At 57.4% G+C, this 25529-nt stretch carries 22 protein-coding genes and 3 pseudogenes; 8 read left to right on the forward strand and 17 right to left on the reverse strand.

Features of this window, described 5'->3' with window-relative positions; translation table 11 throughout:
• Window positions 1–46 precede the first annotated feature (46 nt).
• The 15 genes and pseudogenes from CAter10_RS11935 to CAter10_RS11995 form a co-directional block, all read right to left on the reverse strand.
• A complete protein-coding gene (locus tag CAter10_RS11935) occupies window positions 47–1006 on the reverse strand; it encodes an SPOR domain-containing protein (protein WP_061533577.1) in 960 nt (319 codons plus the stop codon).
• 51 nt (window positions 1007–1057) lie between these two features.
• A complete protein-coding gene (gene folC, locus CAter10_RS11940; RefSeq protein WP_128083203.1) occupies window positions 1058–2359 on the reverse strand; it encodes a bifunctional tetrahydrofolate synthase/dihydrofolate synthase in 1302 nt (433 codons plus the stop codon).
• 123 nt (window positions 2360–2482) lie between these two features.
• Window positions 2483–3355 carry an acetyl-CoA carboxylase, carboxyltransferase subunit beta gene (accD, locus tag CAter10_RS11945; protein WP_061533579.1) on the reverse strand — a complete coding sequence of 291 codons (873 nt, stop codon included), beginning with the start codon at window positions 3353–3355 and terminating at the stop codon, window positions 2483–2485.
• 301 nt (window positions 3356–3656) lie between these two features.
• Window positions 3657–4454 (reverse strand): tryptophan synthase subunit alpha, encoded by a 798-nt coding sequence (gene trpA / locus CAter10_RS11950; RefSeq protein WP_061533580.1) that lies wholly within the window; start codon window positions 4452–4454, stop codon window positions 3657–3659.
• Window positions 4455–4553: 99 nt separating this feature from the next.
• Window positions 4554–5825 carry a tryptophan synthase subunit beta gene (gene trpB, locus CAter10_RS11955; RefSeq protein WP_061533581.1) on the reverse strand — a complete coding sequence of 424 codons (1272 nt, stop codon included), beginning with the start codon at window positions 5823–5825 and terminating at the stop codon, window positions 4554–4556.
• A 65-nt stretch (window positions 5826–5890) separates the two neighbouring features.
• The gene (locus CAter10_RS11960) at window positions 5891–6565 is read right to left on the reverse strand and encodes a phosphoribosylanthranilate isomerase (protein WP_061533582.1); all 675 of its coding nucleotides are present in this window, start codon (window positions 6563–6565) and stop codon (window positions 5891–5893) included.
• A 109-nt stretch (window positions 6566–6674) separates the two neighbouring features.
• A complete protein-coding gene (truA, locus tag CAter10_RS11965; RefSeq protein ID WP_061533583.1) occupies window positions 6675–7526 on the reverse strand; it encodes a tRNA pseudouridine(38-40) synthase TruA in 852 nt (283 codons plus the stop codon).
• A gap of 73 nt (window positions 7527–7599) precedes the next feature.
• Window positions 7600–9330 carry a motility hub landmark protein FimV gene (locus CAter10_RS22465; protein WP_236905327.1) on the reverse strand — a complete coding sequence of 577 codons (1731 nt, stop codon included), beginning with the start codon at window positions 9328–9330 and terminating at the stop codon, window positions 7600–7602.
• Entirely contained in the window at window positions 9327–10598 is a 1272-nt protein-coding gene (locus tag CAter10_RS22470) for a type IV pilus assembly protein FimV (RefSeq protein ID WP_164840444.1), read from the reverse strand. The genes CAter10_RS22465 and CAter10_RS22470 overlap by 4 nt, the downstream gene beginning before the upstream one ends.
• Before the next feature lie 238 nt (window positions 10599–10836).
• A complete protein-coding gene (asd, locus tag CAter10_RS11975; protein ID WP_061535314.1) occupies window positions 10837–11970 on the reverse strand; it encodes an aspartate-semialdehyde dehydrogenase in 1134 nt (377 codons plus the stop codon).
• A 66-nt stretch (window positions 11971–12036) separates the two neighbouring features.
• Window positions 12037–13107 (reverse strand): 3-isopropylmalate dehydrogenase, encoded by a 1071-nt coding sequence (gene leuB, locus CAter10_RS11980; protein ID WP_061533584.1) that lies wholly within the window; start codon window positions 13105–13107, stop codon window positions 12037–12039.
• Between the two features lie 61 nt (window positions 13108–13168).
• Window positions 13169–13816 (reverse strand): 3-isopropylmalate dehydratase small subunit, encoded by a 648-nt coding sequence (gene leuD, locus CAter10_RS11985; protein ID WP_061533585.1) that lies wholly within the window; start codon window positions 13814–13816, stop codon window positions 13169–13171.
• A gap of 77 nt (window positions 13817–13893) precedes the next feature.
• Window positions 13894–14019 carry an entericidin A/B family lipoprotein gene (locus CAter10_RS21955; RefSeq protein WP_417924692.1) on the reverse strand — a complete coding sequence of 42 codons (126 nt, stop codon included), beginning with the start codon at window positions 14017–14019 and terminating at the stop codon, window positions 13894–13896.
• Window positions 14020–14052: 33 nt separating this feature from the next.
• A pseudogene (leuC, locus tag CAter10_RS11990) lies at window positions 14053–15452 on the reverse strand (3-isopropylmalate dehydratase large subunit).
• A gap of 209 nt (window positions 15453–15661) precedes the next feature.
• Complete coding sequence (locus CAter10_RS11995; protein ID WP_061533586.1) at window positions 15662–16534, reverse strand: DMT family transporter; 873 nt, start codon at window positions 16532–16534, stop codon at window positions 15662–15664.
• Window positions 16535–16609: 75 nt separating this feature from the next.
• Between CAter10_RS11995 and CAter10_RS22475 the strand changes: the two genes are divergently transcribed.
• The 7 genes and pseudogenes from CAter10_RS22475 (at window position 16610) to CAter10_RS24295 (ending at window position 22044) form a co-directional block, all read left to right on the forward strand.
• Window positions 16610–16816 (forward strand): hypothetical protein, encoded by a 207-nt coding sequence (locus tag CAter10_RS22475; RefSeq protein WP_128083058.1) that lies wholly within the window; start codon window positions 16610–16612, stop codon window positions 16814–16816.
• Window positions 16817–17285: 469 nt separating this feature from the next.
• A complete protein-coding gene (locus tag CAter10_RS12000; RefSeq protein ID WP_061533587.1) occupies window positions 17286–17903 on the forward strand; it encodes a hypothetical protein in 618 nt (205 codons plus the stop codon).
• Between the two features lie 97 nt (window positions 17904–18000).
• Window positions 18001–18807, forward strand: a complete 807-nt coding sequence (locus CAter10_RS22850) for a hypothetical protein (protein WP_061533588.1) — start codon at window positions 18001–18003, stop codon at window positions 18805–18807.
• A gap of 21 nt (window positions 18808–18828) precedes the next feature.
• Window positions 18829–19131 (forward strand): transposase, encoded by a 303-nt coding sequence (locus tag CAter10_RS12010; protein WP_061533589.1) that lies wholly within the window; start codon window positions 18829–18831, stop codon window positions 19129–19131.
• A gap of 297 nt (window positions 19132–19428) precedes the next feature.
• Window positions 19429–20451 (forward strand): GlxA family transcriptional regulator, encoded by a 1023-nt coding sequence (locus tag CAter10_RS12015; protein WP_061533590.1) that lies wholly within the window; start codon window positions 19429–19431, stop codon window positions 20449–20451.
• A 30-nt stretch (window positions 20452–20481) separates the two neighbouring features.
• Window positions 20482–20826: a hypothetical protein gene (locus tag CAter10_RS24290; protein WP_335340146.1), complete on the forward strand. Its 345-nt coding sequence runs from the start codon at window positions 20482–20484 to the stop codon at window positions 20824–20826.
• 31 nt (window positions 20827–20857) lie between these two features.
• A pseudogene (locus tag CAter10_RS24295) lies at window positions 20858–22044 on the forward strand (sensor domain-containing diguanylate cyclase).
• Here CAter10_RS24295 and CAter10_RS12025 read toward each other — a convergent pair.
• Both CAter10_RS12025 and CAter10_RS24565 read right to left on the reverse strand, forming a co-directional pair.
• Entirely contained in the window at window positions 22041–22241 is a 201-nt protein-coding gene (locus CAter10_RS12025; RefSeq protein ID WP_061533591.1) for a hypothetical protein, read from the reverse strand. The pseudogene CAter10_RS24295 and the gene CAter10_RS12025 overlap by 4 nt on opposite strands.
• Window positions 22242–22483: 242 nt before the next feature.
• Window positions 22484–24003, reverse strand: a pseudogene (locus CAter10_RS24565) (collagen-like triple helix repeat-containing protein).
• Between the two features lie 752 nt (window positions 24004–24755).
• On the opposite strand from CAter10_RS24565, the gene CAter10_RS12035 reads away from it, so the two are divergent.
• The gene (locus tag CAter10_RS12035; protein ID WP_082797885.1) at window positions 24756–25475 is read left to right on the forward strand and encodes a peptidoglycan DD-metalloendopeptidase family protein; all 720 of its coding nucleotides are present in this window, start codon (window positions 24756–24758) and stop codon (window positions 25473–25475) included.
• Window positions 25476–25529 lie beyond the last annotated feature (54 nt).

Consider the following 25529-nt stretch of genomic DNA (forward strand, 5'->3'; position numbering starts at 1 on the left):
CGCGAAAATCAAGCCACGCATATCAAGCACACTTCGGGCCATTCATTTAGCCTGGGATCAAACTGCCGTTGAGGCCTAGCTTGGCCAGCTTGGCGCGTGTTTTTTCGGCCTCTTCCTTGCTGCTGAACGGACCGACACGGATGCGAATGCGCTCGCCGCTGGCAGTCGGCACTTTCTGCGTATAGGAACGAATACCGGCGCCTTTCAGCTTGCCCTGCAGTTCATTGACCCTGTCCTGGGACTCCAGCGCGGCGACCTGCAGCACGAATTTACCAGGCTTCTTCTCTGGCGCTGGCGTGGCATCGCTGTGACCATCCAGAATTGCCAGCGCACGGGCTGAATCGTCATTCTTGTCGGCCATCGGGTCGGACTTGGCCTTGGCCTCTACTTTCGGCTTGGCTTCCGGCTTTGGCTTCACTTCAGGTTTAGGCGCAACCGGCTTCGGCGTCGGCATCGGCATCGGCGGCGTTACAGCAGCCAGACTATCGGGCGTGGCAGGCTTGACGGTGGCGCTTGCCGGCGGTGTCGTTATCGGCGCAGGCGCTGCGACGGCTGGTGGCGTGACGGCCGCTGCGGCAGGCGGGGTGCTGCTGGCAGGATCAACGATTTCTTCCTGCTTATCGAGGCCGCTGCTGCTGACCGATGCAGCGGAGCTGGCAGACGCGCTGGCTTCCGGCTTGTCGCGCGAAGGAATCTGGATGGCGATATCTTCCGGCAGCGGTTTCGGTTCGGAATCGAGGATCATCGGCAGCACGATCACCACCGCCAGCACCAGCGCGATGGCACCGACCAGGCGGCGACGGGCGCGCTTCTTTTCCGGCAGTACCGGATCTACCGCTTCGTTCTGCTGATTGGCAGCCTTGCTGGCCCGGGCTTTGCGGGTCCGCAAAGGCAGTTCCGCCTGCTCGGCGCCGGGGCCGATTCCAGTATCGTCCCTGGAACGATAAACGCCCTGATCAGGGTCTGTTTGCTGCTTGTTTTTGCGAAGAAAAGAGAACAAACCCATGCGATATATTTTGCTAGTTGGCGGATCCGAATCGAATCCGCTTGAAAATCGTCAGTGGAATCCGAATTTCCTGGCTTGCATGACACCAGCCACCGTCAGGAATGATCCGAAAACCACAATTCTATCATTCTCACCTGCCCTGCTTAAGGCATTTGCGTAAGCTTCTGCAGGAGAATCAAAGGAAAGCACGCTGGACTCGGCATTGGCGCCATCCCCTGTACGGACACCAGCCTCGGACAAACGTTCTTTCAATTGCTCGCCGGAGGCCGCGCGCGGTAACGGCAATGCGGTCAGGCACCAGTGGTCGATGCGGCCCTTCAGTTGGGTGACGATGCCTTCAATATCCTTGTCCAGCATGGCGCCGAATACTGCATAGGTGTAAGGATGGAAGCCCATGTTGTCGAGATTCTGCGCCAGCGTCGCCGCCGCATGCGGATTATGTGCAACGTCCAGGATCACCAGCGGCTGTCCAGGCAGCACCTGGAAACGCCCCGGAAGATCCATCATGGCGAAGCCGTTGCGCACTTCCTGCGCGCCTACCGGCAAACGATCGCGCAACACTTCCAGCGCAGCCAGTGCGGCCGAGGCATTCAGCAACTGATTAGCACCGCGCAAGCTGGGGTAACCCAGTGAATTACGGCGCTGGCCGCGGCCGCCGTAGTTCCATTGTTGCTTGTCGCCGGTATAGTTGAAATCACGCCCCATCAGCCACAGGTCGGCACCGATCGCGTTGGCGTGATCGATCAGAGATTGCGGCGGCACCGGGTCGCTGCAAATGGCCGCTTTGCCTGCGCGGAAGATGCCAGCCTTTTCAAAGCCGATTTTCTCGCGCGTATCGCCCAGGTAATCGGTGTGATCGATATCAACGCTGGTGACAATGGACACATCCGCATCGACAATATTGACCGCATCCAACCGCCCACCAAGGCCAACTTCAAGAATTACCACGTCGAGATTGGCATTGGCCAGCAAATGCATGATGGCCAAGGTCGTGAATTCAAAATAGGTCAGCGAAATATCGCCGCGCTGCGCTTCCACTGCTTCAAAACTGGCAATCAGCGCCGCATCCGACGCCGATTCGCCGCCTATGCGGGCACGCTCGTTGAAATCCAGGAAATGTGGCTTGATATAGAGACCGACCTTGTAACCGGCGCGCAGCAGTATCGACTCCAGCATGGCACAGGTCGATCCCTTGCCGTTGGTACCGGCTACCATGATGACCGGACAGGTGAATTGCAGCCGCAGCCGCTCCTTCACCTGCACTACCCGGTCCAGGCCCATATCGATGGTCTTGAAATGACGCGACTCTAGCAATGTGAGCCAGTCGGCGAGCGTTACCGGTTTAGACGGCATATTTGGCATATGAAAACCCAGCGGAAAGCCTGCTCCGGCAACTGCAATTGCAATCCGAAGCCGGCCTAAAAAACAAAAAGCCCGAACCGACGACAGTTCAGGCCGTGACCAGCACACTTCACATCAAGCGATGGATTCGGCCGGCTGATCTTGCAACAACGCCAACAAACGCGCGATTTCTTCACGCATCTTGCGACGATCGACAATCATGTCGACGGCCCCCTTGGTGACCAGGAACTCGGCACGCTGGAAACCTTCCGGCAATTTTTCACGCACGGTATTCTCGATCACGCGCGGGCCGGCGAAGCCGATCAGCGCTTTCGGTTCAGCGATCACAACGTCGCCCATGAAGGCAAAGGAGGCAGACACGCCACCCATGGTCGGGTCGGTCAGCACGCTAATGAAAGGTAATTTCTTTTCCGACAACTTGGTCAGCATCGAAGTGGTCTTGGCCATTTGCATCAGCGACAGCAAGCCTTCCTGCATCCGCGCGCCACCAGTGGCGGTGATGCAGATGAACGGCACTTTTTGCTCCAGTGCAACCTGGGCGCCGCGCACAAAGCGCTCGCCCACCACGGAACCCATCGAGCCGCCCATGAATTCGAATTCAAAGCAGGCCACGACGACCGGCAGGCTCATGATGGAGCCGCCCAACACGATCAGTGCATCGGTTTCGCCGGTGGCGTCCATTGCCGCCTTCAGGCGGTCCGGATACTTCTTGCTGTCCTTGAACTTGAGGGTATCGATCGGCAGTGCTTCCTGGCCGATTTCGTAACGACCGCCGGCATCCAGCAAGGCGTCCAGACGTTCGCGGGCACGAATGCGCATGTGATGGCTGCATTTCGGGCAAACGTGGATATTCGATTCGAGATCGGTGCGATACAAAACCGCCTCGCAAGACGGGCATTTGACCCACAATCCCTCAGGGATGGACTTGCGCGTTGCCGACTCGTTGCGCTGAATACGTGGGGGCAGTAATTTTTCTAGCCAGCTCATGGAGCGACCTCCTTCAGATTTTTTCTTGCCGAATTGTACCTTCAACCCCAAAACGGCGAAACAATAAATACATTTGCGGGACAGGGCTCGACCCACTGTAGGACAGAGTTTAAGTGCCGCGATGGCGCGGCAAGCGGCTCTGCCCCAGCAAATCAGACAACAATTTTCAAATTTACAATAAAAATAGTCGGGCTGAATTCAAAAACCACGGCAGCAGGACGAATTACCTACCCACAACCAAAGCCAGACATTATCGGCAATTTGCTACGAATTCCGATTAAATTGCAATTTCAACCACAAACTACTCGTCCAGCGCCTTGCGAATTCCAGAAAGAAAATTTTCCACGGCGGCGACCGCCTGCTCGCGCGGAGTATTTTCCAGTTCTTGGATGATCCGGCTGCCGATCACTACTGCATCCGATACCTGCGCCACCGCCTTGGCTGTGGCCGCATCGCGAATGCCAAAACCGACGCCGATTGGCAATTTGACATGTTTGCGGATCGCCGCCACACGTGCGGCGACTTCAGTCGTATCGATGTTGGCGGCGCCCGTCACCCCCTTCAACGACACATAATACGTGAATCCGCCGCCGACTTTGGCGACCTGCTGGATCCGCTTTTCGGTCGAGGTCGGCGCCAGCAGGAAGATCGGATCCATGCCGTTCGCCTGCATTTTGGCCGCAAATTCCTCGCACTCCTCGGGCGGATAATCGACCACGATACTGCCGTCGACGCCAGCTTCCTTGGCTGCGGCAATAAAGGCATCGACTCCCATCCGCTCGAGCGGATTGGCATAGCCCATCAAGACCACCGGCGTGGTGCTGTTGTCCTGCCGGAATTGCCTTACATAACCGAGCACGTCATGCAGGCTGACGCCGAATTTCAGCGCCCGCTCACAGGCACGCTGAATGACCGGCCCTTCCGCCATCGGGTCGGAGAACGGCACGCCCAGTTCAAGGATGTCGGCGCCGCCGCGGACCAACGCGTGCATCAGCGGCACAGTCAGTTCCGGCGCCGGATCGCCGGCGGTGATGAAGGGAATCAAACCCTTCTTGTTGTTTGCGGCAAGAGCGGCCAATGTGGCTTGGATTCGGGACATAGTATTCTTTGATATGAGTTGCGTATGACGGATTACGTGTTGTTTAGTCCGCAGCAAACTTTGACAGCCACTGCGGACAAGGCCGGCAACTGATCGCAATCAGCCCAGTTTCAAACGCTCCGCTACGGTATGCATGTCCTTGTCGCCGCGGCCGGACAGATTGGCGAGGACGATCTTATCCTTCGGCAAGGTTGCCGCCAACTTGGCGGCATAAGCCAGCGCGTGGCTCGATTCCAGTGCAGGGATAATCCCTTCAATGCGGCAACAGGTATGGAATGCCGCCAATGCCTCGTCGTCGGTCACGGTTTCGTAGGTGGCGCGACCGGAATCCTTCAACCAGGCGTGTTCAGGGCCGACACCCGGATAATCGAGACCAGCGGAAATCGAATGAGTCTCGATAATCTGGCCATTTTCATCCTGCAACAGATAAGTGCGGTTGCCATGCAGTACGCCCGGCGAACCCAGCGTCAGTGAAGCCGAATGCTTGCCGCTGGCCAGGCCCTCACCGGCAGCTTCCACGCCGACCAGACGTACATCATGATGATCGATGTAGGGATAGAAAATTCCCATTGCATTGGAGCCGCCGCCGACGCAGGCGATCACGTGGTCCGGCTGACGCCCGGTCATCTCCGGCATCTGCACCAGGCATTCGTTACCGATCACCGATTGGAAATCGCGCACCATCATCGGATACGGATGTGGGCCGGCGACAGTGCCGATGATATAGAACGTATCTTCGACGTTGGTGACCCAATCGCGCATGGCTTCGTTGAGCGCATCCTTCAAGGTTTTCGAGCCGGACTCGACCGGTACCACTTTGGCGCCCAGCAGATTCATCCGATAGACGTTCTGCATCTGCCGCTTGACGTCTTCGCTACCCATGTAGACCACGCACTCCAAGCCAAAACGGGCGCAGATGGTTGCCGTGGCAACGCCGTGCTGGCCGGCGCCGGTTTCCGCGATCACACGCGGCTTGCCCATGCGTTTGGCCAGCAAGGCCTGGCCAATGACGTTATTGATCTTATGGGCGCCGGTATGGTTCAGGTCTTCACGCTTGAAATAGATCTGCGCGCCGCCCATCTGCTCAGACCAGCGCTTGGCGTGATAGATCGGGCTGGGACGGCCGACGTAGTGCTTCAGCTCGCTATGAAATTCGGCCAGGAATTGCGGCTCATTTTGATATTTGGCATAGGCCTGTTGCAGTTCGGACAGCGCCAATGTCAGCGTTTCCGAAACAAAACTGCCACCATACATGCCGAAATGGCCGGTTGCGTCCGGCAGGTTGTATTGCGCGCTTTGACGCAAACTGGTGCTGGTGCTGGCGATGGCTTGGCGCTCGGCGTATTGCTCGAGCGAGTTGAATTCTTTCATGGTATTTCTCTCTGTATGATGTGCTGACTCTGTCGTGCCGCGCACATGATGCGCGGCTATCCGGACTATAAGCCGCCGATTTCGGCGTCTGCCTGCCGTACCGCATCGATGAATGCGCGTATCTTGGCGGCGTCCTTGATGCCCTTTTCCTGTTCGACGCCACTGCTGATGTCGACCGCAAAAGGACGTACGCGTTTTACCGCGTCAGTCGCATTGTGCACGCTCAAGCCACCACTTAAAACGACCTGAGGCGCGAGTTCTTTTGGGATGAGAGACCAATCAAATACCTTTCCACTACCACCGTAACCTTCCACCAGCGTATCCAGCAGCAAACCTGCAAACAACCGGCTGCCGGAGCGATAGGCCTGAGCGTATTCTAGCAAATCGGCGGCAACATGAGCAGTTCCGACGCGCATTGCCTGGATGAACGGTCGATTGACCCGTTGTGCCAATGCAGCGCCATGTGCCACGGTTTCGTCACCATGGAATTGCAACAATGACACCGGCGCCTCGGCGACGACATCCGCCAGTTGCCCCGGCTCGGCATTGACGAACAGGCCGACGGTCGTGATGAACGGCGGCACGGTGGCCAGCAAGCGTGCCGCCTGTTGCGGCGTCACGTAGCGCGGACTCTTTGGATAAAAAACGAAACCAAGCGCATCTGCGCCTGCGACGATGGCCGCCTGAACATCCTGCTCACGGGTCAGGCCGCAGATCTTGATTCTGGTACGGTGGCTCATGGTGCACTATATTTCATCTGGGTGATTGAATGGCAAGCAAGTTGCCGCACGCAGTCAATATACCACTTTGAGAGACATGATAAATCAATAACAAAAATGGTTAACCCGCTTACAGCCACGGCAGCAACGCTGTCGGTTGCTGCGGTAATTGCCATTTTTGGTCATATGCGACCTGGGCCAGGTACAAGCCATCCGGCATGAAGGTCGGCGCCGCGCGACTTCGATCACGTTGCTGCAGCAAATCAGCTATCCATTCCGGCGGTTTGCTGGCGCTGCCAGTGTAGATCAGAGAACCGACGATATTGCGCACCATATGATGCAGAAAGGCGTTGGCCCGCAGGCTGAAGACGATCAGGTCGCCACGTCGCTCGATACGGATCTCTTCCATCGTGCGGACCGGTGATTTGGCTTGACACTCCACCGCGCGGAACGCGGAAAAATCGTGGGTGCCGATCAGATGCGCCGCCGCTGCACGCATCAGGTCAACATCAAGCGAGCGAAATACCCAGCCGGCCTTTCCCTCCAATAGTGGTGAACGGACTGGATTGTTGTAGAGAAGATAATGGTAGGTGCGGGCTGTCGCACTGAAACGGGCATGGAATTGATTTTCCTGGTCAGCATCGGTGGCCTGCGGCAATTCGCAGGACCAGCGCACCGCAATCGACGGAGGCAGGAAGGCATTCAGGCCACGCACCCAGGAAAACGATTCGCGCGACAAATCGGTGTCGAAATGCACCACCTGCTCCAACGCATGTACCCCGGAGTCGGTACGGCCTGCACAAGTCGTGTCGATCGACGTCAGGGTGAATTTTTGCAAGGCGGCCTCCAGTCTGTCCTGCACGGTCTTGCCGCTAGGCTGAGTCTGCCATCCCTGCCAGGGAGTGCCATCGTACTGCACGCCGAGAACGATCCGCTTCAATGCAACTCCAGTCGTAAAAGAAATGAAAACGGGCGCTAGCATAACGCTGCGCCCGCCAAAAGCAAATACTAAGCTATTTTTCTATACTGCTGTTTTACTGTTTATCCTCTACGGCTTACAGCTTGGCCAACAGGGCCTTGGCTGCCTCAACCTGCTCGCCGCTGCCGCCCTTCAAGACCTCTTCCAGCAATTCACGCGCACCTTCCTTGTCGCCGATTTCCTTGTAGGCGACGGCCAGGTCCAGCTTGGTTGCCATTTCCGGATTGGCGACTGCCGTGGAGATGTTGTCGACTGCCACATGTGCAGGCGCCGCAACTGCCGCCGGAGCATGTGCCTGAACGGCATTGTCGAGATCCAGGCTCATGCCTGACAAGTTGAATTCCAGCGGCGCCACCATCGGCTCCGAATGCTGGGCGTACGTTGGTGCCGCGGGCGCCTTGATTACCGGCTTGGTTTCAGCAGGGATATCAATGTGCGCTACCGTTGGCTCGTAGTTCGACGGCTGACCGCTTACCGGAAACTCAAGATCAGTGAACAATGGCGCTGCAGCAGGCGCCGCAGCTGCCTTTTCAACAACCTTAGCAGGAGCAACCGGCGCTGCGTGTGCTTTGGTGTCCAGTTCGAAATCCAGCGAATCCAGCATCGACTTGCCAGCATCATGGGCAGCCGACAACAGTACAGTATTCTGGTTGGCAGAACCTTCGGCTCCAAGCTCTTCCAGATCGAAATCCATGTCGTTGCTGTGCACAGGAGCCGATGTCGAAGCAGTATGCTTGCCAAGTTCATTATCAGTCAGAGGCTCCAGCAATTGCACCGGGGCAGTATGGACCAGCTCCGGAATCGGTGCCGCCTGCGGCTCGGTCGGCGCAGTCAGGGAGTTGAAGTCGAGACCATCCATCGGCTGGGTCGGCGCGGTAATCGAGTCGGCTTTCGCAATCACCTGCTCCTGCAGTTTGCCGCCGCCATACAAAGGATTGCTCGGATCAACGTTCAGGCCGAGCGCTGCCGCCTGCTGCCAATCTTCGCCTTCGCCGCGGGTCAGGCTGTACAACTCGCTGGCCAGGATTTCAAACGCGCGCGGATCCTTGCGGTTAGCATAGATTTCCAGCAACTTGACGCGAATCGCGTTGCGGCTTGGCTGGCTGCGCAAGGCTTCCTTCAGGATTTCCTCGGCTTGCGCATCGCGGCCATAGGCAATGTAGACATCTGCCTCTGCGACCGGATCGACGTTGGTGTCGAGATGGCTGACCGATGGCACGAAATTCGAATTGAAGATGCTGTTCTTGGTATCGACGCTTTGACCGCCGGTAGAACCGAACAGCGAATTGCCCTTCAGGCCGGAATTGGTGAGCGGCGCACCGCTGCTATCCAGGAACGCTTGTTGACGCGCACGATTGCGACGATAGCGGAACAGGCCGAGCCCCGCCAGCAATGCCACCAGCACACCACCGACCGGCAGCAGCAATGGGTTTTCGGTGATGCTGTCCATAAAGCTTGGCTCGGCCGGGGCTGGCGTTGCCACCTTCGGCTTGGCTACGGCTGGAGCCGCAGCAGGCGCAGGCTTGGCCGTAACCACCGGGGCTGCCGGCGCAGCGGCGCTGGCATCTGCGGAAGCTGCCTGTGCTGCAACTGGCGCAGCCGGTTCAGCAGCAACCGATGCCGCCGAAGTAGCCGCCGCTGCAGCCGCTGGGGTCGCAGCAGCAGGAGCAGGGGTTGTCGTTGCTGCAGGTGTTGCTGCCGGCGCTACGGCAGGAGCCGCAGCTGCCGGAACCGCCGCAGGCGTTGCCGGCGCAGCTTTCACACTGCTAGCCTGGTTCTGCAGATCAGCCAGGTTCTTGTTCTTCAATTCCAGCGTCTTTTGCAGATCGCTGACATTCTTTTCGAGTTCCTTGACGCGCGACTGCGCTTCGGCTGCAGCTTTTTCACGCGCAATTTTTCTTCGGTCGCTGCAGTTGCGGCGGCTTCCTTGTTACCTGCAACGCCAGCCGCTACACCTGCTGCGGCAGCACCACGCGACAGTTTCAGCTTATCCTTCGATTCGCTGGCGGGCGTGGCCTGCTCTTCCACCTTGGCTGTAATCTTGCCACCGCCACTTTGTTTCGATTCAGCGGCCTGGTTCGGTGCAGCTGCTTCAACCTGGCTAGCCAAAGTGTTGCGATAGCTCTTGAAATCCTTCGATTGCGCCAGTACCACATTGCGCGCTTCCGACTTGCTGATGCTACGCGCACTATCGGCGTCAGGGATCGACAGAATCTGGCCCGAGCGCAAACGGTTCATGTTCTTGCCGACGAAGGCTCCTTCGTTGCTGCGGTACAGGGCTACCAGCATCTGGTCGAGCGAAATGCCCGATGGCAGATTGGCATTGGCGATACCTACCAGCGTGTCGCCTTTCTTCACATGGTAATCACCACTGGAAGCCGTTGCCGCCGGGGCTGCTGCGGATGGCTTAGCAACGGCCGTGTTGCCGGAAGTGTTCGCCACACTCTGCTTGGCAGCACCTCCGCCAGCAGAATTGGCGACTGCTCTGGCTGCTGCTGCGCGAGTCGCATCAGTGATGGTCGAGCCGGGTACCGGTTGGAACGACGACGCCTGAGACACCGGCGCTGTCGCACTACGGCTGGCACTTGCATTGGCGGGCTGGCGTGCAGCCGGCGCTGGCGCTGCCAGCTGGACCGGTTGATTCTGACGCTGGCCGGCAGGGTCGAGCAATAAGGTGTATTCACGGACCAGGCGCGATTTGGTGCCGCCGAGTTCCATCAGCATATCGACGAACGGTTCGTTCATCGCCTGGTTCGACGTCACGCGGACGAATTTGCGGCCGTTGCGCTGTTCGATAGCGAACTGCAGCGACAACAAGGCGGGATTGAAGTCGATATTAGCTTGTTGATAAGTTTCAGGACTGGCCAGCTTGGCGACCAAACCGTCCGCCTCATCCGGGCTAACCGCTGTCAGCTCGATCTCTGCCCGTAACGGTTGTCCCAGCGAGGACAGCACGGTTAATTTGCCCAACCCGGCGGCTTCTGCAGTGGAGATCAGCATTAACGCCGAGACCACGGCTGCAGTGAGTGTCTTTAAACCGGTGGAAATTAATGTATTCGAAGAATTCGTGTGCATGTTGTGTGGCATTAGGACTATCCGTTGGCGTCTATGGAATAACAAAGCTTGCTGAAAGCAAATACTGTACCCAGTTTTTCTAAAAATCAATACCTAGATTGACATGCTGTCGTAACAATAGCCGGTAGATTATTAGTTATACCGACAAGATACGGCAAGCCCGCTAAGAGCTTCATTGGGGAAGTACTTAGCGGGCTATCTTGCAAGTCGGCAACAATATCACAACTACCGCGACAAGTCAGGTATCAAGGACGATCCGCAACATGCGGCGCAGTGGCTCGGCTGCACCCCACAATAATTGGTCGCCGACGGTAAATGCTGACAAATATTCGCCACCCATCTGCAATTTACGCAGACGACCGACAGGAATTGTCAGGCTGCCAGTCACAGCGGCAGGCGTCAGGTCACGCATCGAGGCCTCACGCTCATTCGGCACCAGCTTGACCCATTGATTGTTGCTGGCAATGATGTCGTTGATTTCATCCAGCGGCACATCTTTCTTCAGCTTGATGGTCAGGGCTTGGGAATGACAGCGCATGGCGCCGATGCGGATGCACAGACCGTCCACCGGAATTGCCTTGCCGCCATTGCTGAAGCCTTCGCCGCGGCCGAGGATCTTGTTGGTTTCGGCACCGGCTTTCCACTCTTCCTTCGACAGGCCGCCGCCCAGGTCCTTGTCAATCCATGGAATCAGGTTGCCGCCCAGCGGCACGCCGAACTGCTTGGTTTCATCTGCCGACATCGAATGCTGCTTGCCGAGCACCTTGCGATCGATTTCCAGGATGGCCGATTTCGGATCATCCAGCAATGCCTTGACTTCGGCATTGATCGAACCGAACTGGGTCAGCAGCTCACGCATGTGCTGGGCGCCGCCGCCGGATGCCGCCTGATAGGTCATGGAGGTCATCCACTCGATCAGGTCGTGCTGGAACAGGCCGCCCAGGCCCATCATCATGCAGGACACCGTGCAATTGCCGCCGATGTAGTTCTTGACGCCGCGCTTCAGGCCGTCCTTGATCACGTCCAGGTTGACCGGATCGAGCACGATGATGGCGTCGTCCTTCATGCGCAGCGTCGAAGCGGCGTCAATCCAGTAGCCGTTCCAGCCGGCCGCGCGCAACTGCGGGAAAATCTCGCTGGTGTAGTCGCCGCCTTGGCAGGTAATAATGATGTCGCATTTTTTCAACGCTTCAATATCGGTGGCGTCTTTTAACGTTGTTTCGTTTTTCGCCAGTGCCGGTGCTTTACCGCCGGCATTTGAAGTTGAGAAAAATACCGGCTCGATATGGGCGAAATCGCCCTCTTCTTGCATACGCTGCAACAAGACCGAACCCACCATGCCACGCCAACCGACCAAACCAACCAGTTTCATCATGATTCCCTAACAAAATCGGGGAAAAGCCCCGTACTCCACGGCAGACCCACCTGCCAAATTCTTTTATCCCAGCGCCTTGACCACTGCCGCACCCATTTCGATGGTGCCGACCTTGGTAGTACCTGCCTCATAAATGTCAGCAGTACGCAAACCTTGCGCCAGTACTTTCTTGACCGCGTTGTCGATACGATCGGCCTGCTCCGCCTTGTTCAGCGAGAAGCGCAGCATCATTGCCGCCGACAGGATGGTCGCCAGCGGATTGGCGATATTCTTGCCGGCGATATCCGGCGCCGAACCATGCGACGGCTCGTACAAGCCCTTGTTGTTGGCGTCCAGCGAAGCCGACGGCAGCATGCCGATCGAGCCGGTCAGCATGGCAGCCTGGTCCGACAAAATATCGCCGAACATGTTGCCGGTGACGATGACGTCAAACTTCTTCGGCGCGCGCACCAACTGCATCGCGGCGTTGTCGATATACATGTGGTCCAGCGCAACGTCAGGATATTCCTGATGTACTTCAGTGACGATATCTCTCCAGAACTGGAAAGTTTCCAGCACATTGGCCTTATCGACGCTGGTCAGGCGCTTGTCGCGCTTTTGCGCTGCCTGGAAGGCAACGTGGGCGATACGGCGGATTTCCGGCTCGGCGTAGCGCATGGTGTCGAAACCTTCGCGTTCGCCCTTGAAAGCGCCGTCCGGCGCAGTGCGGACACCGCGCGGCTGGCCGAAATAAACGTCGCCGGTAAGTTCACGGATGATCAGGATATCCAGGCCGGACACCACTTCCGGCTTCAATGTCGATGCATTGGCCAGTTCCGGATACAGGATCGCCGGACGCAGGTTGGCGAACAGACCGAGGTGCTTGCGCAGGCCGAGAATCGCCTGCTCCGGGCGCAACGAGCGCTCCAGGTTATCGTACTGCCAGTCGCCGACAGCGCCAAACAGGATCGCATCGGCTTCCTTTGCCAGCTTCAGGGTGCCCTCCGGCAGCGGATGACCATGCGCGGCGTAGCCTGCGCCGCCGACCGGGGCGGTTTCCAGTTCGAATTTTTCGCCAAGTGCATTCAACACATTGACCGCTTGATCAACGATTTCCGTACCGATGCCATCGCCTGGCAAAATTGCTATCTTCATTTTTTCCCGAGATTGAAAAATTCAAAAAAAATATTGGTTATCGATGTTGCGCGATACCGGCTTAAATAGTATTGGCCAGCCAGGGCTGAGCGAATAGATGCCGCTCTTCAAAATCGCGAATCTTGTCGGCCTGGCGCAAGGTCAAGCCGATATCGTCAAGGCCATTGAGCAGGCAGTATTTGCGGAATTCGCCGATTTCGAACGGATAGCTGATGTTGCCGTTAGCGGTAGTGACCAGCTGTTTTTCCAGATCAACCAACAAGCGGAAGCCCGGGAACGCCTTGACTTCATCGAATAGCCGATCGATCTGGGTTTCCGGCAGCACGATAGGCAACAAGCCGTTCTTGAAGCAGTTGTTGAAAAAAATATCGGCGAAGCTCGGCGCGATTACAGCACGGAACCCGTACTGATCAAGGGCCCATGGCGCATGCTCACGCGATGATCCGCAGCCAAAATTCTTGCGGGTCAGCAAAATCGACGCCCCTTGGTAGCGCGGCTGGTTCAGCACGAAATCCGGATTCAACGGACGACGCGAATTATCCATGCCGGGTTCACCGTGATCCAGATAACGCCATTCGTCAAACAAGTTAGGGCCGAAACCGGTGCGTTGAATCGATTTCAGGAACTGCTTCGGGATAATCGCATCGGTGTCGACGTTGGCGCGATCCAGCGGCGCCACCAAACCATCCAGCACAGTAAATTTATTCATACTATTTCATTCCAATAATGGTGCGCCACATCAACAGCGGCATCACATGCGGCAATCTTGCCTGCCGATCCGCCAGCTTACTTGCCTTGAATTTTCTCGCCGACCCGTTCCATGTCCTGGCCAAAGCCATGAACTGTATTGCATGCCGACATCACCATTCCAGCAACCAGCAATACACACAACGTCGCTACTTTTCTCATCATTTCGAGTCCTTCTGTCACTGTTCTATAGCAAAATCAAAGTGCACGCACATCGACGAAATGGCCTGCAATACCGGCCGCTGCCGCCATCGCCGGGCTGACCAGATGGGTACGGCCGCCGGCGCCCTGACGCCCTTCGAAATTGCGGTTCGAGGTGGAAGCACAGCGTTCACCCGGTTCGAGGCGATCAGCATTCATGGCCAGACACATCGAGCAACCAGGCTCACGCCACTCGAAGCCAGCGTCCTTGAAAATGCGATCCAGGCCTTCACGTTCAGCCTGCTCCTTGACCAGCCCGGAACCTGGCACCACCATCGCCAACTTGACGTTGGAAGCGCGGAACTTGCCGCGCACCACCGCCGCTGCCGCGCGCAGATCTTCGATCCGCGAATTGGTGCATGAACCGATGAATACCTTGTCGATTCGGATGTCTTCGATCGCGGTGTTTGGCTTGAGCGCCATGTAGGCCAATGCCTTTTCCATGCCGTCGCGCTTGGTTGGATCTTTTTCCTTGTCCGGATCCGGCACTCGGCCGTCAACCGCCACCACCATCTCGGGCGACGTGCCCCAGGTGACCTGCGGCTTGATTTCGGCGGCGTTCAGGGTTACCACCATGTCGAATTTGGCGCCCGGGTCGGAATGCAGTGTGCGCCAGTACGACACGGCACGCTCCCAATGCGGCCCCACCGGCGAAAACGGCCGGCCCTTGACGTAGTTGAGCGTAGTGTCGTCAACCGCGATCATGCCGGCGCGTGCGCCTGCTTCAATCGCCATGTTGCAGACCGTCATGCGGCCTTCCATCGACAACGCGCGAATGGCCGAGCCGGCGAATTCGATCGCATAGCCGGTGCCGCCGGCGGTACCGATCTGGCCGATCACGGCCAGCACGATATCCTTGGCAGTAACACCGTTGGGAATTGCGCCATCGACTTGCACCAGCATCGATTGGATTTTTTGGCCAGCAAGGTTTGCGTCGCCAGCACGTGCTCGACTTCGGAAGTACCGATGCCATGCGCCAGGCAGCCGAAGGCGCCGTGGGTCGAAGTATGAGAATCGCCGCAGACCACGGTCATGCCGGGCAGCGTAGCGCCCTGCTCAGGCCCGATCACGTGGACGATGCCCTGGCGGTGGTCGTTCATGCCGAAATAGGTCAGGCCGTAGCTCTTGGCGTTGGCGTCCAGGGTTTCAACCTGCAAACGCGAAATCGGATCGGCAATACCGTTGGCACGATCGGTGGTCGGGACGTTATGATCGGCCACCATCAGGTTGGCCGGCAGTCGCCATGGCTTGCGCCCGGCCAGCTTTAGCCCTTCGAACGCTTGAGGGCTAGTGACCTCGTGCAAAAGATGCCGATCAATGTATAGAATTGCCGTGCCATCCGGTTCGGTATGGACGACGTGGGATTCCCAAAGTTTGTCGTAGAGCGTTTTAAGCATGATCCGGGGCGGGTTCGAGGCCGCGCAAAACAGTGAATTTAGCTCTTGATTATGCCATAGAAGCCGGCCTCTAATAGCCCTCGAGCCTCGAAAACCACATCTGGATGCATGAGGCGTTGCAGATCATCACGCGACGGACCATCCGCGAACAGGGGAAAAGCAGGCTGGAAGCGGGAAAATCCCGGCATTGCAGCACGAACAAACGCGACTCACGACTTGAGCAGGCGCATCGGATTAAGCTTGCCGGTCGCCAAGGCAGTACCGAACAGCACGATCAGGCAGCCCAGCAGCATGGTAGCGGTAACCTGCTCTTGCAGGAACAACGCCCCCCAGATCACGCCAAAGATTGGAATCAGGAAAGTCACCGATGCCGCATAGGCCGCACCGGCATGCTCCAACAAACGGTAAAAAATCGCATACGCGACGCCGGTACACACTACGCCGAGCGCCAGCACCGCATACCAGGCAGTGGCCGACACCGCAGCACTTGGCCAATACCAGAGCGCCAGAGGCAGCAGCACCAGGGTCGCAAAAAACTGGCTGCCGAACGCCACCACGAACGGCGGCACGCCGGCCAGCCGGGTTTTCGAATAGTTGATCGCGAAGCCGTACGACAAGGTTGCCAGCAATACGGCGCCGATCGCCAGCCAGACACTGGGCAAGCCCTCGCCGATCTTGTCCCACACCAATGTGACGACTCCAGCCATGCCGACCAGTAGGCCAAGCACTTGCGCCCTGCTCATCGGCGCTTTCAGCCACAGGAATGCAATCAGACCGGTCCACAACGGTGTCGTAGCATTCAGGATCGAATCGAAGCCGGCGCTGACATGCAAGGTCGAGTAGGCGAACAAGGAAAACGGCAATGCCGAATTGGCGATACCGACGATCAGCAGCGGCCAGAGTTTGCTGCGCATGTGGCTGCGGGCGACAGCGGAACGCATCACCGGCAGCAGCACTAGCGCCGCGATCCCGACGCGCAATGCAATCAACGGGACCGGACCAAACTCCGGCGCTCCTATGCGCATGAAAAGAAATGATGCGCCCCAAATGGCGGCGAGAAAAAGCAGTTCAGCGATATTCATGGGAGGGGTGTCGGTTGGAGTTGGATGTCGGAGAGGCGCTGCATTCGCATGCGGCAATATATACGATTATGTGCAATGCGTAAAAAATTCGCCTCGACGTCGGCAGTCCGGCATTTCCACGCCAACCGTGAGAGCCGCCATGGCGCTGGCGTTGCGGCTTTCTGGCGCAACCGATCCAGCCATCAAATACGCACCGACACGCCATCACCTCTTCCAAATCTGGACAAGCGATTAGTTATTTTCGGCACCTTGTCAAAATCAGACATCGCATATCGCGATTAAATTTCCACACATCACTAATGAAATCGTCGGCCTTAGAGAGGCTACGAATGTACTGTCATTTTTTACATTTTTTGTTAGCGCTCACATCGCGCAAACATGGAAAAAAATATCCATCTCCGCCAAACGCAGTGTCCGAACCAGACAAGGTTTTGTCGTAAACACTCTGTTTTGCAATCCTATTATCAGATCAACGCAAATGTGCTCGCTCCTCGAGTCCAGCGCCGATCAGTTTCTTCATCTCACGATTCGATCACGCTCGGCCTTGTCGAAAAAAGACATTTTCGTTCTGGCTTGATGAGACATCCGCAATGTCTGTTGTCGCAAGGGAAGCTAGCTCCAATAAAACGGAGCTTCGCGACGCAACACGTTGCTGGCATGCACTTCATCTGTGGTAACGCTTGTTTGTGGCTAGGGGCGCACAGACAGGACACTCTAGTGAATGATGCCCCCACTCCAAGGAGAAACAGAAATGAAAAAGCAAATTATTGCCGCATCAATAGTTTCACTGTTCGCCGTCTCCGCATTTGCTCACTCATGGGGGCCATCCGGCTCAAAAACCACTAACACCACCAGCACCGCAGTTGGCGTATCGATTGGCGGCAACGGTGGCGCCGGCGGTTCGGCAACTTCGGGCAATGCAACCGGCGGCTCGGCAACTGGCGGCAAAGCAACTGGCGGCAGTGCATCCCAAACCATTACCGGCGGCACAGCAACCAGCGGTAACAATCTGACAGCCGCAGGCGGCGGCAAGGCAACTGGTGGCGCCACTTCAGCCGGCTCTACAACTGGCAGCAGTTCCACCGGCGGTAACGGCGGCGGCGCCCTGTTTGGCAGCGCTAATGGCGGCGGCTCAAGCTCCGGCGGCACAACAGGAAGCGGCCAACTTGCAAACGGCAATGCACTTGCCGGTGGCGGTACAGCCACATCCGGCACAGGTAGCTCCAGCGCCAATACCGGTGGCTACAACGCTGGTGGCTCTGCTGGCAACTTCGTGTTCGCGGGTGGCGGCACATCGGGCAATGCTTCAGCTGGCGATGGCGGTGCAGGCGGCAATGCAAGCTCGCATGTAAGTGCCGGAAACCATTAATAACAACGGCAAGCACCGGCTCGGTTACCGATGAGTTGCGAGGGGGAGGAAATTCTTCCCTCTCGTTTATCAAACCAACCATTACGATGGAGAAGCCATGAAACGCAAACTTATAGGTATCCTGATAGCCTCGGCCTTCACATTACCAGCGATAGCGCAAACGACCACGCCTTCGACCTCATCCACAGCAACCTCGGTCGCGGTTGGCGGCGGTGGCGGCACCGGCGGTTCTGCAGCTGGCGGTACGGCAGCTGGCGGTACAGCAACGGCCTCAAGCGGTGGCAGCGCAACCGGTGGCAGTTCGACCGTCAGCCTGTCAGTCACTCTACCGAGCTCATCCACATCTGGAACATCTGGAACCTCCGGCACTTCCGGTACCTCAGGAACGACAGCGGGTACAGGCACCACCTCAGCTGCAGGCGATCCAGCCGGCACTACATCCACGGTGAATTATGGCGGCACTTATACCGTCAAGACCGTTCCAAACATTGTCGCGCCCTCTCTGACGACCACCTTATCCGACACCTGCATGGGTTCGGCATCGTTCGGCCTGTCCTTCACCGGCTTCGGCGCTACCGGAGGCACCACCATGGTCGACCAGGCTTGCGTGCGTCGGCTCGACTCCAGAGAATTTCGTGCAATGGGTTTAAACGACGTTGCACTGGCATTGCTGTGCCAAAGCGAAGCCAACCGAAAAGCGGTTGAATCGACCGGACGTTCGTGCCCCGGCATGGAGAGAGCTGCAGCACCTGCCGCTCCTGCCGCACCAGCAGCCGCGCCATCGGCATCATCGACAGGCACCATCGGTCAGAACAGCATCAATAACATCGGCGATCAGTACAAGGATCCATTGATACGCGCACGACTTGGTCTGGACACACTGTCTGCCCTAACGGCCCGTTAAGCTGAAACGCGAGGGGATGCCATGAAGCGCACGCCATTCTCAAGCGATCAGATTGCTGCTGCTCTCAAACAGGAAGAGCTGGGCATGCCGGTGGCTGACGTGATAAGGCAGGCTGGGATTACCGAACGCACCTTCCTCAACTGGAAGAAGCAGTACGGCGGTCTACCAGGCTATCCGCACGATTTGAAATGCCTGCAGGAAGAGAATGCCAAGCTGAAGCAAATCGTGGCCGAGCTGACACTGGAAATTCTCGCTTGCAGGATGCGCTGGACGACAAGAGAGGTAAACATGAACACTACAGTTCTTCGAATTGAAGGCAACTGAATCGAACGACTGACGATGACGCCAAAGCAAGGCGTGATAGGAACAAGATGGAAAAAAGCTACCGTACATCAACTAAATACTCGACGGAAATTAACATTGGTGCACAGCATCAATTCCTTCGAGAAACTTCTTATTACTATGAAAAAGCTTGTGCAAACACGCCACATAACTGACCATATTTAACAATCAATTGCTGGACAAATTTCAGTTTTGTAGCAGAATGAGGAATAACAATTTACCAATAAAAAATTGCGTTCCGGCAATGCAAAACGGTAAGTTAGTTGCAGGGAGAGTCTCATGGATATCGAGTGCGTAAAGACACTTGAAGTGATAGACGACAGCAGCTCAATCAGGCATATCGGTATTATCGTTTTCGAAGGGGTCGTACTCGCTGATGTGGTCGGCGCGGCCGACGTCTTCGGTATCGGCGACAAACTGATATCCACGGTATTTCCTGGCACGACGCGTTACGCTGTTTCGGTTCTTTCCATATCAGGCGGCATGATCATGTCATCCGCTTCCGTACAGATCATGACGTCGCCACTGGCCTCTTTCGACGAACACCAATTCGATACACTACTCATCGCCAGCGGCACCGGCAATTTCGATGCTTACCGCGACCCGGATCTCATCGCTTGGCTACAGCGCATGCGCAGCAGTGTCCGCAGGATCGCCGCGATTTGCACCGGCGTATTTGTCATCGGCGCTGCCGGCTTTCTCAACAACCGCCGCGCCACCACACATTGGGCACTACTGGACAAACTGGCACGCGAATTCCCGCTGGTGAAAATCGATCGCGAATCGCAAATCAGCGAAGACGACGGTATCTTCACATCCTGCGATGTCGGCATGGCTGCCGATCTCGCATTGCGCCTGCTGGAAAACGATCTCGGTCCGGCAGTTGCGCAACGTGTCGCACAAAGCCTTGTGGTGTGCCAGCGCCGACGCGACAATCCGCCGGCCAAGCACGCCACGCGCTCGGCCGACCCCGCCAAGAGCAGCAAGATCCACAAGGCGTCGCTATGGTTTGTCGAGCATCTTGCCGAATCAATCAGCGTCGTCGATGCAGCAAATCATGTCTCCATGAGCGAACGCAATTTTGTCCGGCAGTTCAAGCGCGAAACCGGCCAGACGCCGCACGATTTCCTGCTGAACCTGCGCCTGGAAGCGGTGCGTCAGCAACTGACCGAGACCGACCTGCCGGTCGACAAAATTGCGCGCCGCTGCGGCCTGTTCAGCGGCGAGCATGTCGCCAAACTATTCCGCAAACACATGTGGACTTCTCCGACGGAGTATCGCAAAGGCATACGGTCCTCCTGAAAACAATGCCAAGCACCGGTGGACACTCCGATGAATACCCCCATCGCGATAGCGCCCCGCCAAGTGCGCTTTACTCTCAAGCCCCTGCCGATCACGCTTCTGGCAACGGTCTTTGTCGTGCTGGTCTGCACATCCCTGATGATGATCGAAATATGGCGCAGCTGGAACGCACGCAGCCTGCAGTTGCACGAAACCGAAATCGCCACCTCCAACCTCGCCCGCGCCCTGTCTCACATGCCGATGACACGCTCAAGGAAGCCGATACGGTATTGGTCGGCGTGGTTGAGCGGCTGGAAATGGAAGGCACGGGCAATGTCGCGCTGGAGCGCTTGCATCGATTGCTGGTCCAGCATATCGGCGAACTACCGCAGCTAAATGACTTGTCGATTTACGACGAAACGGGGCTATGGCTGGCCAACGCAAAGAACGGACCTCTTCCTTACCTCAACAACTCGGATCGCCAATACTTCATCCATCACCTTGGCTCAACCGACCGAGGTCCTTTCATCGGACGCCCGTGCGCAGCCGTTATGATGGTGATTGGATCGTCACGGTATCGCGCCGCTTCAATCATCCGGACGGTAGTTTTGCCGGACTCGCACTAGCAACCATCAACATCAGCTATTTCAAGAATTATTACGACAGTTTCGACATCGGCCGCGCAGGCTCGATTATTCTAAGCCTCAACGACGGCACCATGCTGGTCCGACGCCCGATGAGCGACGACACCATCGGCAAGAACCTGGCGAATTATCCGATCTATCGCGACTACGCCGCCAAGAATGCCGAAGGTACGGCGATCGTCGCTTCTGGCCAGGACGGCGTGGAGCGCTTGATTGCGTATCGCCACCTGCAGGAATATCCGCTGTTTGTCACAGTGGCGCGCTCAAAGGATGAAGTACTGAGTGGCTGGCTCGCCGATTCTTATCTGCATCTATTCGGCGCCTTGCTGCTGACGATTGCCCTCGGCCTGCTGGGCTGGCGGCTGATCCATCAAATCCGGCTACGACTTCTGGCCGAAGCCGATTTGCTGCAGGTCCAGGCCTCGCTGAAAACCCTTAACCAGCATCTGGAGCAACTGGCGCTGCAGGACAGCCTGACCGGGCTCGCGAACCGTCGCCAATTCGACAGCGCGCTGCGCGACGAATTCAGCCGCGCCATGCGCACGGAGAATCCGCTGGCGCTGGTCATGATTGATGTGGATTGCTTCAAGCAATATAACGACCTCTACGGCCATCCTGCCGGCGATGAATGCCTGCGGCGCATCAGTGATGTCGTCAAGGCCAGCAAAAAGCGTCCCGGAGACCTGGCAACACGCTACGGTGGCGAAGAATTGGCGGTCTTGCTGCCGGATACCAACCTGGCAGGCGCCATCGCTGTCGCTGAGAAAATCCGACTGGCAATCTATAACCTGCATATCGAACATCCGCACGGCCGGCAGGAGTGGTAACGATCAGTGCTGGGGTCGATGCCTTCGTCCCTGTGAGAGATGGCAATATTCCATTCGAACTGGTACAGGCGGCCGACAAAGCCTTGTACGCGGCAAAATCCGCCGGACGCAATCGAGTATGCTCCAATGCCGATTTACATTAGGAATCACGCCCGTCCGCGCCGCCCCGTTCATAGACCAATGCGCCAACGGCGATCAAGCGGTACAGTTCCTGCTCGGTGAGTTTGTACGACAGCGCTGCAATTTCGCGCGCCAGCATCCCGATCAGCAAATCATTTCCAGGCACCTGCGCCTGTGGGCTTGCGCATGCAATCAAATCGACTATCTGTTCCGCTCTCATGATCCCACCTCGGAAAAATTAACTGTAAGACCTCAGCCAGTGCATCGCAGGAAACGTAATACCTTATTGCCGTTTCCAGGAAGCCGGCCTTGAAGTAGGATTTGCCTCGGCGCCTCATGGTGAAATGTTTTGTCGACCCTCGGTGGAAGCTGCCACTGTCATGCGCCTCTCCATCAGATCAAGAAGCCGGAAGCGAGGCATGCAGCCCACGCTTCCTTCCAACTGGGCCGATCTCTACACCATTATTTCTTGCCGCCTCCCAGCAAGCCGCCTAACAAGTTAGTAACGGGGGTCAGTAGATTGCTGTTTGTGCCGGTTGTGCCGGTTGTACCATTAGTGCCAGTTGTACCCTTGCCGCCGGTCAGGCCTGCGACCAGGTTCGTCACCGGTGCCAGAGGATTGGCAGTCGAACCAGTTGTACCACCGACGGCGCCAGTCAAGCCTGCCACCAGATTCGTCACCGGCGCCAACGGATTGCTGGCAGCTCCGGTCCCTGCTGCGCCGCCGACTGCACCAGTCAAACCGCTCAACAAACCGGTAACCGGCGCCAATGGGCCGCTGCCCGAACCAGTTGCGCCGCCGACTGCACCAGTCAAGCCGCTCAGCAAACCGGTAACCGGTGCCAATGGGCCACTGCCCGAACCAGTTGCGCCACCGACTGCGCCGGTCAAGCCGCTCAGCAAACCGGTAACCGGTGCCAGTGGGCCACTACCGCCAGCCGCTCCGCTCAGTCCACCAACTAGGCCGGTCAGCACATTATCCACAGGCTGCAGCAGGCCGCCGGTCTTGTTGCCCAGCAAAGGCTGGCCTGTGCCCACCAAAGCATTGGTGCCGAGACCGGCCACCGTAGCGCCAACATTGTTGACTACCGGCCCCAGGCTACTAACCACAGGCACATTGGCGCCGGTCAGTGCATTGCCCAACGTATTGACTCCACCGCCGACAGCCGCCAGCAAACCGTTCACCGGCTGGTTCAAGCGGTCGCATTACCTACCGTCTGCGTCAACGTGGTGACGGTGCTGGTCAACGGCACAATTGCCTGGCCGACGGTTTGTGTGATCTGCTGTACCGGGCCGGTTGACAATACATTGGTCAGCGGGGCTCCCAGCGCAGAAACGGCGCTGCCCACTTGCGTGACCAAGCCACCTACGGGCGTAGTCACAGCTCCCAACGGCGCCAACGGTCCGGTGCCAAGGCCGGCCACCAATTGTCCGGCGCTTTGCACCGTATTGCCGACTTGCGTGACCACACCGCCGACACTGGCGACCGTGGTGCCGACCGCGTTCGGATTGCTGCCGAGCTGACCGAGCCCATTAGTGACGCCCGCGCCCAGCGTGGTAACGATCCCGCTAGCGTTATCAACCACCCCGGTCAGGCCGCTCTTGGCTTGCGGCGACAACAACGGCACGTTGTTGATGACCGTATTGCCTATCGCAGCAACTGCAGTTCCCGTGGTGGATACGGTAGTGCCGGCGTTAGACAGGAATTTGCTGATGCGCCTGTACCGCCACCTGTACCGCACCTGTACCGCCACCTGTACCGCCACCTGTACCGCCACCTGTTCCGCCGCCTGTTCCGCCACCTGTTCCGCCGCCTGTTCCGCCACCTGTTCCACCACCTGTTCCACACCTGTTCCACCACCTGTTCCACCACCTGTTCCACCACCTGTTCCGCCGCCTGTACCACCACCATCAGTCCCGCCACCCGTGCCGCCACCATCGGTCCCACCACCAGATCCGCACCGGCACCCCCACCATCTGATCCACTGCCAGCTCCTGTACCGCCAGTACCTTGCGTGGTACCCGATGTTGATCCGAGCGATTTCCCTAAACTTCCGCCACCGCTGGCGCAACCGGCCAGCAAGGCTGTCAACAGTACGGATACGGCAACAACGCCACTTTTACGCGATGCTTTCATGATGTATTCCCCTTTAGTGAAATTTAGAACCACACGTTCCTGTAGTGCTATTTCGCAAAGAACATGCCAGTCAAAAAACAGGGGTTCCAGGGGATTGAAAGTATCCGGCATCAGCATCAAAAAAAGGAAATAATCCTTATGAATCAATGACTAACAGCGTCGTCGTGAATTTTCAAAGCAATTGCCGGCAGCGCTGTTTGCGGCGATTGATACGTTACATGTAACGTAACGTCGGGCGTATGGACGACATAAACAACGCTCTAAACAGCCTCAAGGCGGGTCTGAAAACGAAGGTTTGCACGAAGCCTTCACGGCAGTCTGCGGCCGGTCGCAAGACACGCACGGCGACGCCATTTACCTCATCGGTAAATTTGAGATATCCTCGTGCATCTAGAAAAAACGGCAACACAATCGGTTGCTTGCGACGTTTCCGGCGACTCCCGCAACTAGTTGCCATCAACGTAGTCAGACGATGCGCCGTCGCAACAGGCGCGTCGGCGAACTTCATTGAAATTGGATCAAAAGAGATTGATTGAACAGAGGAATGTCATTGTCGGTACAGAATCCCGAGGGCTAGGCCCGCAAAAACACAAGCAAATGAAATTTGCCGGCTACTTGTTGTCGCTTGTCCTGACCGCCGCGCTCGCCGCTTGCGGCACACCGTCCGGATCTGGCGGCGCATCGCAAACTCCCAGCGGACCGGGCTATTACACAGTACAAAAGGGCGACACGCTTTCCAGCATCGCCCGTAAATTCCGTCGCAGCAATGGCGAAATCATCGCCTGGAACAAACTGGCCGATCCGAATGACATCAAGGTGGATCAGGTACTGCGGGTCGTTCCGCAAGGTACGCGCAGCAGCGCCCCAAGCACAGCCGACAGTGCCAAAAGCCCTGCCCGCGGCAATAGCAGTGCCGATAGTAACGACAACGACACGGGAGCCGATGCCAAAGATGCAATCGACTGGGGCTGGCCAGCAAGCGGAAAATCCAGCAACGGCGCCGGCCAGGGCAAAAAGGGAATCGACATTTTTGGGCAGCTCGGGCAGCCGGTACTGGCCGCCGCGAGCGGCAAGGTGATGTACGCCGGCAGCGGCATACGCGGCTATGGCAACCTGGTGATCGTCAAGCACAACAGCAACCTGCTTTCGGTCTACGCGCACAACAAGACCATCACCGTCAAGGAGGGGCAAATGGTCAGCAAGGGTCAGCAAATTGCTGAAATGGGTAAATCCGACAGCAACGCCGTCAAGCTGTATTTCGAAATACGCCGCCAGGGCAAGCCAGTCGACCCAACGCGCTATCTGCCCAGCCGTTGATCTCACAAAAGAAAATGCCCAGAGGCGCCTGATTGCGCGCTCCGGGCATTCCTG

The sequence above is a fragment of the Collimonas arenae genome (genome assembly GCF_001584165.1).
Lineage (GTDB): Bacteria > Pseudomonadota > Gammaproteobacteria > Burkholderiales > Burkholderiaceae_D > Collimonas > Collimonas arenae.

Excerpts from the sequence above, each read along its gene's own strand:
- trpB (WP_061533581.1), bottom strand. The coding sequence starts at position 5,825 with ATGAAAGAATTCAACTCGCTCGAGCAATACGCCGAGCGCCAAGCCATC.
- CAter10_RS12025 (WP_061533591.1), bottom strand. The coding sequence starts at position 22,241 with ATGAGAGCGGAACAGATAGTCGATTTGATTGCATGCGCAAGCCCACAG.
- truA (WP_061533583.1), bottom strand. The coding sequence starts at position 7,526 with ATGCTAGCGCCCGTTTTCATTTCTTTTACGACTGGAGTTGCATTGAAG.
- CAter10_RS12000 (WP_061533587.1), top strand. The coding sequence starts at position 17,286 with ATGAAAAAGCAAATTATTGCCGCATCAATAGTTTCACTGTTCGCCGTC.
- CAter10_RS12015 (WP_061533590.1), top strand. The coding sequence starts at position 19,429 with ATGGATATCGAGTGCGTAAAGACACTTGAAGTGATAGACGACAGCAGC.
- CAter10_RS11960 (WP_061533582.1), bottom strand. The coding sequence starts at position 6,565 with ATGAGCCACCGTACCAGAATCAAGATCTGCGGCCTGACCCGTGAGCAG.
- folC (WP_128083203.1), bottom strand. The coding sequence starts at position 2,359 with ATGCCGTCTAAACCGGTAACGCTCGCCGACTGGCTCACATTGCTAGAG.
- CAter10_RS22470 (WP_164840444.1), bottom strand. The coding sequence starts at position 10,598 with ATGCACACGAATTCTTCGAATACATTAATTTCCACCGGTTTAAAGACA.
- CAter10_RS22475 (WP_128083058.1), top strand. The coding sequence starts at position 16,610 with ATGCGTAAAAAATTCGCCTCGACGTCGGCAGTCCGGCATTTCCACGCC.
- accD (WP_061533579.1), bottom strand. The coding sequence starts at position 3,355 with ATGAGCTGGCTAGAAAAATTACTGCCCCCACGTATTCAGCGCAACGAG.
- trpA (WP_061533580.1), bottom strand. The coding sequence starts at position 4,454 with ATGTCCCGAATCCAAGCCACATTGGCCGCTCTTGCCGCAAACAACAAG.
- leuD (WP_061533585.1), bottom strand. The coding sequence starts at position 13,816 with ATGAATAAATTTACTGTGCTGGATGGTTTGGTGGCGCCGCTGGATCGC.
- CAter10_RS12010 (WP_061533589.1), top strand. The coding sequence starts at position 18,829 with ATGAAGCGCACGCCATTCTCAAGCGATCAGATTGCTGCTGCTCTCAAA.
- CAter10_RS11995 (WP_061533586.1), bottom strand. The coding sequence starts at position 16,534 with ATGAATATCGCTGAACTGCTTTTTCTCGCCGCCATTTGGGGCGCATCA.
- CAter10_RS24290 (WP_335340146.1), top strand. The coding sequence starts at position 20,482 with ATGAATACCCCCATCGCGATAGCGCCCCGCCAAGTGCGCTTTACTCTC.
- CAter10_RS11935 (WP_061533577.1), bottom strand. The coding sequence starts at position 1,006 with ATGGGTTTGTTCTCTTTTCTTCGCAAAAACAAGCAGCAAACAGACCCT.
- asd (WP_061535314.1), bottom strand. The coding sequence starts at position 11,970 with ATGAAACTGGTTGGTTTGGTCGGTTGGCGTGGCATGGTGGGTTCGGTC.
- CAter10_RS22850 (WP_061533588.1), top strand. The coding sequence starts at position 18,001 with ATGAAACGCAAACTTATAGGTATCCTGATAGCCTCGGCCTTCACATTA.
- CAter10_RS12035 (WP_082797885.1), top strand. The coding sequence starts at position 24,756 with ATGAAATTTGCCGGCTACTTGTTGTCGCTTGTCCTGACCGCCGCGCTC.
- CAter10_RS21955 (WP_417924692.1), bottom strand. The coding sequence starts at position 14,019 with ATGATGAGAAAAGTAGCGACGTTGTGTGTATTGCTGGTTGCTGGAATG.
- leuB (WP_061533584.1), bottom strand. The coding sequence starts at position 13,107 with ATGAAGATAGCAATTTTGCCAGGCGATGGCATCGGTACGGAAATCGTT.